General features: G+C 68.3%; 8 protein-coding genes. All 8 read right to left on the bottom strand.

All coding sequences use genetic code 11. The annotated features are described in order from the left end of the window. A partial coding sequence (locus AC1DOC_RS08850) for an AMP-dependent synthetase/ligase (RefSeq protein ID WP_478129678.1) occupies positions 1–1705 on the bottom strand: 1705 nt, incomplete at its 3' end. A gap of 4 nt (positions 1706–1709) precedes the next feature. Then, entirely contained in the window at positions 1710–2483 is a 774-nt protein-coding gene (locus AC1DOC_RS08845) for an ABC transporter ATP-binding protein (RefSeq protein ID WP_018905088.1), read from the bottom strand. Positions 2484–2952: 469 nt separating this feature from the next. After that, positions 2953–3783: an ABC transporter ATP-binding protein gene (locus tag AC1DOC_RS08840; RefSeq protein WP_369663699.1), complete on the bottom strand. Its 831-nt coding sequence runs from the start codon at positions 3781–3783 to the stop codon at positions 2953–2955. Continuing rightward, positions 3780–4856 carry a branched-chain amino acid ABC transporter permease gene (locus tag AC1DOC_RS08835; RefSeq protein ID WP_018905090.1) on the bottom strand — a complete coding sequence of 359 codons (1077 nt, stop codon included), beginning with the start codon at positions 4854–4856 and terminating at the stop codon, positions 3780–3782. The genes AC1DOC_RS08840 and AC1DOC_RS08835 overlap by 4 nt, the downstream gene beginning before the upstream one ends. A 94-nt stretch (positions 4857–4950) precedes the next feature. Next, positions 4951–5826: a branched-chain amino acid ABC transporter permease gene (locus AC1DOC_RS08830; protein WP_369663700.1), complete on the bottom strand. Its 876-nt coding sequence runs from the start codon at positions 5824–5826 to the stop codon at positions 4951–4953. A 17-nt stretch (positions 5827–5843) separates the two neighbouring features. Then, positions 5844–6674: a helix-turn-helix domain-containing protein gene (locus AC1DOC_RS08825; protein ID WP_018905092.1), complete on the bottom strand. Its 831-nt coding sequence runs from the start codon at positions 6672–6674 to the stop codon at positions 5844–5846. A 120-nt stretch (positions 6675–6794) separates the two neighbouring features. Then, positions 6795–7739 carry an alpha/beta hydrolase gene (locus AC1DOC_RS08820; RefSeq protein WP_478080251.1) on the bottom strand — a complete coding sequence of 315 codons (945 nt, stop codon included), beginning with the start codon at positions 7737–7739 and terminating at the stop codon, positions 6795–6797. A 63-nt stretch (positions 7740–7802) separates the two neighbouring features. Next, on the bottom strand, positions 7803–8827 hold a 1025-nt coding region (gene purT, locus AC1DOC_RS08815), incomplete at its 5' end, for a formate-dependent phosphoribosylglycinamide formyltransferase (RefSeq protein WP_478129677.1).

Genomic DNA, 8827 nt, shown 5'->3' with positions numbered 1-8827 from the left:
GGATCAGGTCCAGCACCTCCTGCGCGCGCGTCAGGCTCTCGTAGTTGCCGAACGGCACGTCGTGGTCCTGCGCAAACTTCTCGACGTTCTCCTGGTCGATCATGACGATCACCGTGAGGTAGGGTTTCTTGTCGCCGATCACCACTGCGTCGGTGATGTAGGGGCTGAACTTGAGCTCGTTCTCCAGCTCGCTCGGCGTGATGTTCTTCCCCCCTGCCGTGATGATGATGTCCTTCATGCGGTCGGTGATGCGGAAATACCCTTCCGCGTCGACCGTCCCCACGTCGCCGGTGTGCAGCCAGCCGTCGGCGTCGATGGTCTCGGCGGTCTTCTCGGGCAGGTTGAGGTAGCCCATGAAGACATTGGGGCCGCGCACCAGGATCTCGCCGGTCTTCGGATCGAGGCGCACCTCGTTGTAGCTGGTGGCCGGGCCGATCGACCCCGGCCGGATGCGCGAGGGCGGCACGCCCGTGGAGGCGCCGCACGATTCCGTCATGCCCCAGACCTCGAGCATGGGCACGCCCAGCGCCAGGTACCAGCGCACGAGCTCGGGCGAGATCGGCGCCGCGCCGGTCACGAGGAAGCGCGCGCGGTGGATGCCGATGAGCTTGCGCACGTTGTCGAGCGCGAGCCAGCGCGCCAGCCGGAACTTCAAGCGCAGCCAGGCGCCCACCGGCCGGCCCTCGAGCACGCGATCGGCGATCTGCCGGCCGACGCCGATGCTCCAGCCGTAGGCGGCCTGCTGCAGGCGGCTGGCTTCCYTCAGCGCAATCATCACGCCCGAATAGAACTTCTCCCACACGCGCGGCACGGCGGTGAACACGGTGGGCGAAATCTCGCGCACGTTCTCGGGCACCGTCTCCGGGTTCTCGACGAAGTTGAGGATCGAGCCGGTGTACATCGCAAAGTATTCGCCGCCCATGCGCTCGGCGATGTGGCACAGCGGCAGGAAGCACATGCGCTCGTCGCCCTCGCCCTGGGCCAGCAGGGTGTTGTAGCCGCGCATGGTGTAGACCAGCCCGCGATGGCTGTGCATCGCGCCCTTGGGCTTGCCGGTGGTGCCCGAGGTGTAGACCAGGATCGCGAGGTCTTCGGGCCGGCAGGCGGCAATGCGCTGCGCCAGCGCCTGCGGATGGGCCTGCAGGTGGTCGCGGCCGAGTGCGCGCAGGGCATCCAGGCTGATGACGCCGGGGTCGTCGAGCTCGCGCAGGCCTTCCATGTCGAACACCACGACCTTGCGCAGCATCGGCAATTGCGCGCGCACCTCGAGCGCCTTGTCGAGCTGCTCGTCGTCCTCGACGAAGAGCACGGTGGTGCGCGAGTCCTCGCAGAGGTAGTGCACCTGCGAGGCCGCGTCGGTGGGATAGATGCCGTTGGACACGCCGCCGCAGCTGAGCACGGCCACGTCGCACAGCACCCACTCGATGACGGTGTTGGCAAGGATCGACGCGCGCTCGCCCTGGCCGAAGCCCAGCGCCAGCAGGCCGCCCGCGATCTCGCGCACGGCCTCGGCGGTTTGCCGCCAGGTCCAGGCGCGCCAGATGCCGAATTCCTTCTGCCGCATCCAGACCTTGTCGGCGCGCAGCTCCACGGCCTTCCAGAACACGGCCGGGATGGTGTCGCCCGGCACGGCGATGCCCGGACTCGGCTGCAGGTGCGCGAGGTCCCAGAGGCCGGCGGGAGCGCGCAGGGTGGTTGTGCTCATGCCGTCATCTCCAGGTCTTCTTCTTTTTCCAGCGCCGCTCGCCGCGCACGCCGTCGTCCTTGACGCCGAGATAGAACTCCTTGATGTCTTCCTTCTCGCGCAGGCGTTCGCAGGTGTCTTCCATGACGATGCGGCCGTTCTCGAGCACGTAGCCGTGGTCGGAGGCGTTGAGCGCCATGTTGGCGTTCTGCTCGACCAGCAGGATGGTGGTGCCGCGTTCGCGGTTGATGCGCACGACGATCTCGAAGATCTCCTTCGTCAGCTTGGGGCTGAGGCCGAGGCTGGGTTCGTCGAGCAGGATGAGATGCGGCGCGGCCATGATGGCGCGCGAGATGGCGAGCATCTGCTGCTGGCCGCCCGAGAGCAGGCCCGCATCCTGCGTGGCGCGCTCGCGCAGGATCGGAAAGTAGGCATAGACGCTTTCCATGTCGCGCGCCACGCCGTCGCGGTCCTTGCGGGTGTAGGCGCCCATCAGCAGGTTGTCCTTCACCGACAGCAGCGGGAACACCTCGCGGCCTTCGGGCACATGGCTCAGGCCCTGCTGGACGATGTGGGCCGGGTCCTTGGCGGTGATGTCCTTGCCCTGGAATTCGATGCTGCCTTTTCTCGGGTCGATGATTCCGGAGATCGTTTTGAGGATGGTTGTTTTTCCTGCGCCGTTCGAACCCAGGACGGTCACTATTTCGCCCTGCCTGACCTTCAGGCTCACGCCACGGATGGCCTTGATGGGGCCGTAGGCGCTTTCGACGTTGAGCAACTGGAGGACGACGTCGGTCACTTCGTTGTCCCTCGAGTTTTCGACAAGGGCGGGGAGCGGCGTTGGGGCCCATGCCCCGGGCGGGCCGACGTCACCGGCCCTTCGGGCTTCCCTGCGCTGCTCACGCCAAGCGGGGTCTCGCAGAACTCGCTTCGATCAAACAGCTGCGAGCCCTGATCCGCTTGTCGCTSCGCTGCTCGGCGGTGCCTCAACGGCCCGCCCGGGGCATGGGCCCCAACGCCGTGGGCACGCTCAGGGTGGTTCCACCTCCGCTCGAGCCCGGTGTGCGGTGCGGGGCGGGCGCCCCCTCTGTGCCGCTGAGGAGCGCAGCTTTCCGCGGATAAGGGCTCGCCCTTGTTTGAGCGAAGCGAGTTTGGGCGAGACCCCGCGGAAGGCGAGCACCGGAAGGGAGCCCGAAGGGCCGGCATAGTGGGGGCGACCGCGCCGCACCGCATACCGGGCGTCTCCAACGAAGCAGCGAACAAGACATTCACGCCGCCACCCTCCTCAAGCTGCTCACGTCATCCACAGTCCCAAGATAGGCCTCGACAACACGCGCATCCGCCTGCACCTCGCGCGGCGTACCGGTGGCCAAGACTTCGCCCATGTTCATGGCCAGCACGCGGTCCGACACCTTCGACACCAAAGACATGTCGTGCTCGACCATCAGCACCGAAACGCCCAGTTCATGCTGGATGTCCTGGATCCAGAACGCCATGTCCGCCGTCTCTTCGACGTTGAGCCCTGAAGAAGGCTCGTCGAGCAGCAGCAGCTTCGGCTCGGTGCACAGCGCACGCGCGAGCTCCACCACCTTGCGCACGCCATACGGCAAGCCGGCCACCATCGAGTCGCGATGATGCTGCAGGTCCAGCAGGTCGATCACCTGCTCCGCCTTCTCGCGCGCCGCAATCTCCGCACGCCGCGTGGCGGGCGTGAAGAACACCTCGCTCCAGAACCCCGTCTGCCGGTGCGTGTGGCGGCCGATCAGCAGGTTGTGCAGCACCGTCGCGTGTTCGAACAGCTCGATGTTCTGGAAGGTGCGCGCAATGCCCAGTGCCGCAATCGCGTGCGGTGCCTGCTGCGTCAGCGCCAAGGGCCCCGCGGCCTCGCCATGCCACGTGATCTCGCCCATCGTCGGCGTGTAGATCCGGCTGATCAGGTTGAACACCGTCGTCTTGCCCGCGCCGTTCGGGCCGATCAGCGTGAACACCTCGCCGCGGCGCACGTCGAAGCTCACCTTGTTGACCGCGAGCACGCCGCCGAAGCGCACGCTCAGGTCCTTGGCCGAAAGAAGAACGTCGCCGCTGCTGCTGCTCGTCATCTCAGGCGATCCGACTTGGTGAACGACTTCTGCCGCTTGAACAGGCCCTTGCGGTAGAACGGGAAGAGCTGCAGCCAGGTGCGGATCTTGAGCCAGCGGCCATACAGCCCCAGCGGCTCGAACAGCACGAACGCGATCAGCACCACGCCGTACACCAGCCCCTGCAGCCCCGGTGCCTGGCCGACCACGGCCGGCAGCCAGTCTTTGCCCATCGAGATCAGCTGCGGCATCGCAATCAGGAAGATCGCGCCCAGGAACGCGCCATGCACCGAGCCCAGGCCGCCGATCACCACCATCAGCAGCAGGTCGATCGACTGCAGGATGTTGAACTGGTCCGGCGAGATGAAGCTCAGCTTGTGCGCATACAGTGCGCCGCCCAGCCCCGCGAGCGCGGCCGAGATCGCGAACGACATCGTCTTGTAGCGCGCCAGGTGAATGCCCATGCTCTGCGCCGAGATCTCCGAATCGCGGATCGCGACGAAGGCGCGGCCGGTCGGCGAGCGCAGCAGGTTCAGGATGCCGAGCGTGCTGAGCACCGCCACCACCAGGCACAGAAAGTAGAAGCCGTTGCCCGACCCGAGCGACCAGCCGAAGAGCTGCGGCGGCTTCACATGCAGCCCCGCGTTGCCGCCCGTCACGCTCTCCCAGCGCGCGAACACTTCCTCCACGATGAAGCCGAACGACAGCGTGGCGATGCCCAGGTAGATGCCCTTCACGCGCAGGGCCGGCAGCGCGACCACCACGCCCACCGCCGCCGACAGCGCCGCGGCCGCGAGCAGCGCCATCGGAAACGGCACACCCAGGTTCGTCAGCACGCCCTGCGTGTAGGCACCCGCGCCAAGGAACGCCGCGTGCCCGATCGAGAACTGCCCCGTGAAGCCCGCCAGCAGCATCAGGCCCAGGCCGACGATGCCGTAGATCAGCACGAAGGTCAGCTGCGCGAGCCAGTACTCGTCGATCGCCCAGGGTGCGACGACGAGGAACGCGGCGAGCAGGCCATACCAGAACACATGGCCGCCGTGCCGCGCGAGGCGGATGTCCTGGTCGTAGCTGGTCTTGAAGATGAAGCGCATGAATCAGGTCCGTCGCCGGGCCGCCCCAAGGCGGACCTGCGCACCCTCGGGGGGCAGCGAGTACACGAAGTGACGAGCGTGGGGGCACATGCTTCTAGACTTTTTTTCGCAGCTTCTCGCCGAACAATCCGTTGGGCTTGATCATCAGCATCAGCAGCACCACGATGTACGGGGCCGTGTCCTTGAAGCCGTCGGGCAGGTAGAAGCCCGCGAACGATTCGACGATGCCGATCACCAGCCCGCCGACGATCGCGCCCGGCAGGCTGCCGAAGCCGCCCACCACCGCGGCCGGAAAGGCCTTGAGCCCGATGAAGCCCATGTTGGCGTGCACGAAGGTGATGGGCGCGAGCAGCATGCCGGCAATGGCCGCGACCGCCGCCGCCAGCCCCCACACCAATCCGTTCAGGCGCTTCACCGGAATGCCCATGTAGTACGCCGCGAGCTGGTTCTGCGACGAGGCCTGCATCGCGATGCCGAGCTTGCTATAGCGGAACATCGCGAACAGCAGGGCGCAGAGGATGGCCGTGGCAACGATGATCGCGAGCTGTTCGAGGTTGACCACCAGTTCGCCCAGCTTCCAGATCTGGTCCTTGTAGGGCACGGGCAGCGTGTGGGTGTCGGTACCGATGCCCGGCACCATGGTGATGAGCCCGCGCGCCACGTAGGCGATGCCGATGGTCAGCATCACGATGGAGAACTGCGGCTGGCCGAGGATCGGGCGGATCACCACCAGCTCTAGCAGCACGCCGAAGGCCGCCATCGCCACCACCGCCAGCAGGGCCGCGAGCCAGAACGGCAGGCCGAGCAGCGACATGCCGGCAAACGCACCGAAGGCGCCGAGCATCATCAGGTCGCCCTGCGCGAAGCTCACGGTTTCGGTGGCCTTGTAGATCAGCACGAAGCCCAGCGCGATCAGCCCGTAGATGCAACCTTGCGCAATGCCCGACAGCAGGAGTTGGAGGATCTGCATGGGGCCTCTTCTTGCGGCTAGTGCCTGAAGCCGCCGGCCGCGTCGTGCAGCGCGAGGCGGCGGGAACCCGCCAGGATGTCGCTGGGCTTCAGGCCGTAGACCTGGCGGATCGAGTGGCTGAAGTGCGTCGAATCGGGGTAGCCGGTGTCCAGCGCGATGTCGGTCAGCGTGCCGGCCTGGCGCACGTAGCGCAGCAGGCTGCGCGCGCGCTTCCAGGCGCGGAAGGCGCGGAACGCCATGCCGGTTTCCTGCTTGAACAGATGCAGGAAGCGCGAGAAGGAAAGATGCACCGAGGCCGCGCAGTCTTCGGCCGAGGCGGGTGCGGCCGGGTCGGCGTTGATGGCGTCGATCACCTTGCGGATGCGCGCATCGAGCGCGCGCGGCGCCAGCGGCTCGCCGAAGAACAGCGCATCGAAATCGAAGCCCTCGAAATTCATGCCGCGGCCCGACGCGGCAAGCAGGTGCGCATGGGCATCGTGCATGCGCCGCACGAAGGCTGGCGCATCGACCGGACCGCAGTGCTGCATGAAGGCCGGCATGCGGGCGGGATCGACCGACTCCGATTCGATCAGCAGGTTGAAGATGAGCGGATGCGCGCTTTCCACGCGGTGCGGCACCTGCGGCGGCACCACCAGCAGTTCGCCCGTCTGCCAGGCGCCGCCGCCGATGCACAGGCGGTTCGGCGGCGCGCCCGCGGGCGACACGTACACGCCGTGCCCGCCCATCGTGCGCTCGGCCGCGGCCCCGAGCAGCCCGGCGTAGAACACGCGCTGGTGCGTGAGCCACATCAGGCGCTCCCCGCGCTGCGCGCCGCCGCTTTCGGGCGGCGCCGTCTTCGTTCGCTGCATGGTGTCTGTCTCCTGCATCGGGCCGCCGCCGGCCTGGGGCCGGCGTTGCGTTGGCTGGATCGTAGCGGCGGGGGCCGGCGGCGCGGCGTGCATTTGCGCGGGGACTTTCCCTAGGCCAGCCTAGGCCGGCGCGAGCGCGCGGCGCAGCTCGGCGCAGCACAGCGCAACGGCCGTATCGGCCTCGTCGAGCACCTTGCCCATGGTGATGAAGCCGTGGATCTGGCGCTCGAAGCAGACGTACGCGGCGCGGTTGCCGGCGGCGGTCAATGCCTCGGCGTAGGCCATGCCTTCGTCGCGCAGCGGGTCGTAGCCGGCCGTGAGCACCAGCGCGGGCGGCAGGCGGGAGAGATCGGCATGCAGCAGCGGCGACGCGCGCCAGTCGAGGTCGTGCCGGGGGTCGTCGATGTAGTGGTCGTGGAAGTAGGCCATCGTGTCGCGGGTCAGGAGGTAGCCCTGGCCGTTGGCCTGGTGCGAGGGATGGCCGCGGCGCATGTCGGTGGCCGGATAGATCAGCAGCTGGAAGGCGATGGGCAGGTCGCCGGCATCGCGCGCCGCAATGGCCGCCACCGCCGCGAGGTTGCCGCCCGCGCTGTCGCCGCCCACCGCGAGGCGGCCGGCATCGAGGCCGAGCGAGGCGGCCTCGCGGCGCACCCAGCGGGTGGCGGCCAGCACGTCGTCGACCGCGGCCGGGAAGCGGTGCTCAGGCCCCATGCGGTAGTCGACCGACACGACCGCGCAGCCCGCGCCGTTGGCGAGCGAGCGGCACAGCACGTCATGCGTGTCGAGGTCGCCGATGACCCAGCCGCCGCCGTGGAAGTACACGAGCACCGGCAGCGCGGCACCGGGCGTGGAGCCCAGCGGGCGGTACAGGCGCACCGGGATGGTGCCGTGCGGCCCGTCGGCGTTCAGCTCGCGGACTTCGGCGACCGGCGGGGCCTCGGGTTGGGTGGTGGTGCGGCGCTCGCGATAGAAGGCGCGCGCCTCGGCCGGCGAAAGCGTGTGGGTCGGCGGGATGCCGCGCGCCTCGATGAAGTCGAGCAAGGTGCGCGCCTGGGGATGCAGCATGGTGTCTCCGGTGGATCGGTCCGACCATGCCCGCGCCGCCCTGGCGCGGCTTGCGAAAACTGGCTAAGCCTTGCGCGGCTTCACGCGCGAGGCGGCATCCTTGGCAAGCCTGCGGGCCGTGCCGGTGTCGGCCGCATGCACCAGCGCCACGCCCATGCGGCGCTTGGCAAAGCTCTCGGGCTTGCCGAACAGGCGGATGTCGCTGCCGGGCACCCGCAGCGCCTCGGCCACGCCGTCGAAGGCAATGCCGGCGGCATCCACGCCGCCATAGATCACCGCGCTCGCGCCCGGGCTCTTGAGCGAGGTGTCCACCGGCAGGCCGAGGATGGCGCGCGCATGCAGCTCGAACTCGTTCTGCCATTGCGTGGCCATGGTCACCATGCCGGTGTCGTGCGGACGCGGGCTCACTTCGCTGAACCAGACCTCGTCGCCCTTCACGAACAGCTCGACGCCGAACAGGCCCTGCCCGCCGAGGTCGGACGTGACGGCCTCGGCAATCTGCTGCGCCTTCTGCAGCGCGGCCGGCGCCATGGGGTGCGGCTGCCAGCTTTCGACGTAGTCGCCGCTCACCTGCACATGGCCGATGGGTTCGCAGAACCGGGTCTGCACCGCGCCGGCCGCGTCCTTGGCACGCACGGTCAGCAGCGTGATCTCGTAGTCGAAGTCGATGAAGCCTTCGACGATCACGCGGCCGTGGCTCACGCGGCCGCCGGCCATGGCGTAGTCCCAGGCCTTCTGCACGTCGGCCGGGCCGTCGATCTTGCTCTGGCCCTTGCCGGAGCTGCTCATCACGGGCTTGACGATGCAGGGGTAGCCGATGCCGGCGTCGATGGCCGCCTGCAGCTCGGCCAGCGAGTCGCAGAACTTGTAGGGGCTGGTGGGCACGCCCAGCGTCTCGGCGGCCAGGCGGCGGATGCCTTCGCGGTCCATCGTGAGGCGGGCGGCGCGGGCCGTGGGAATCACGCGCACCACGCCGGCGTCTTCGAGCTGCTGCAGCATCGGCGTGGCGATGGCCTCGATCTCGGGCACCACCAGCGTGGGCTTCTCGGCCTCGATCAGCGCCTTGAGCTGCTCGGGGTCGCTCATGG

The sequence above is a fragment of the Variovorax sp. 01T439_2 genome, from assembly GCF_056398445.1.
Note: the sequence above shows the minus strand (reverse complement) of the source record. Positions and strands in the feature narration are given on the sequence as shown.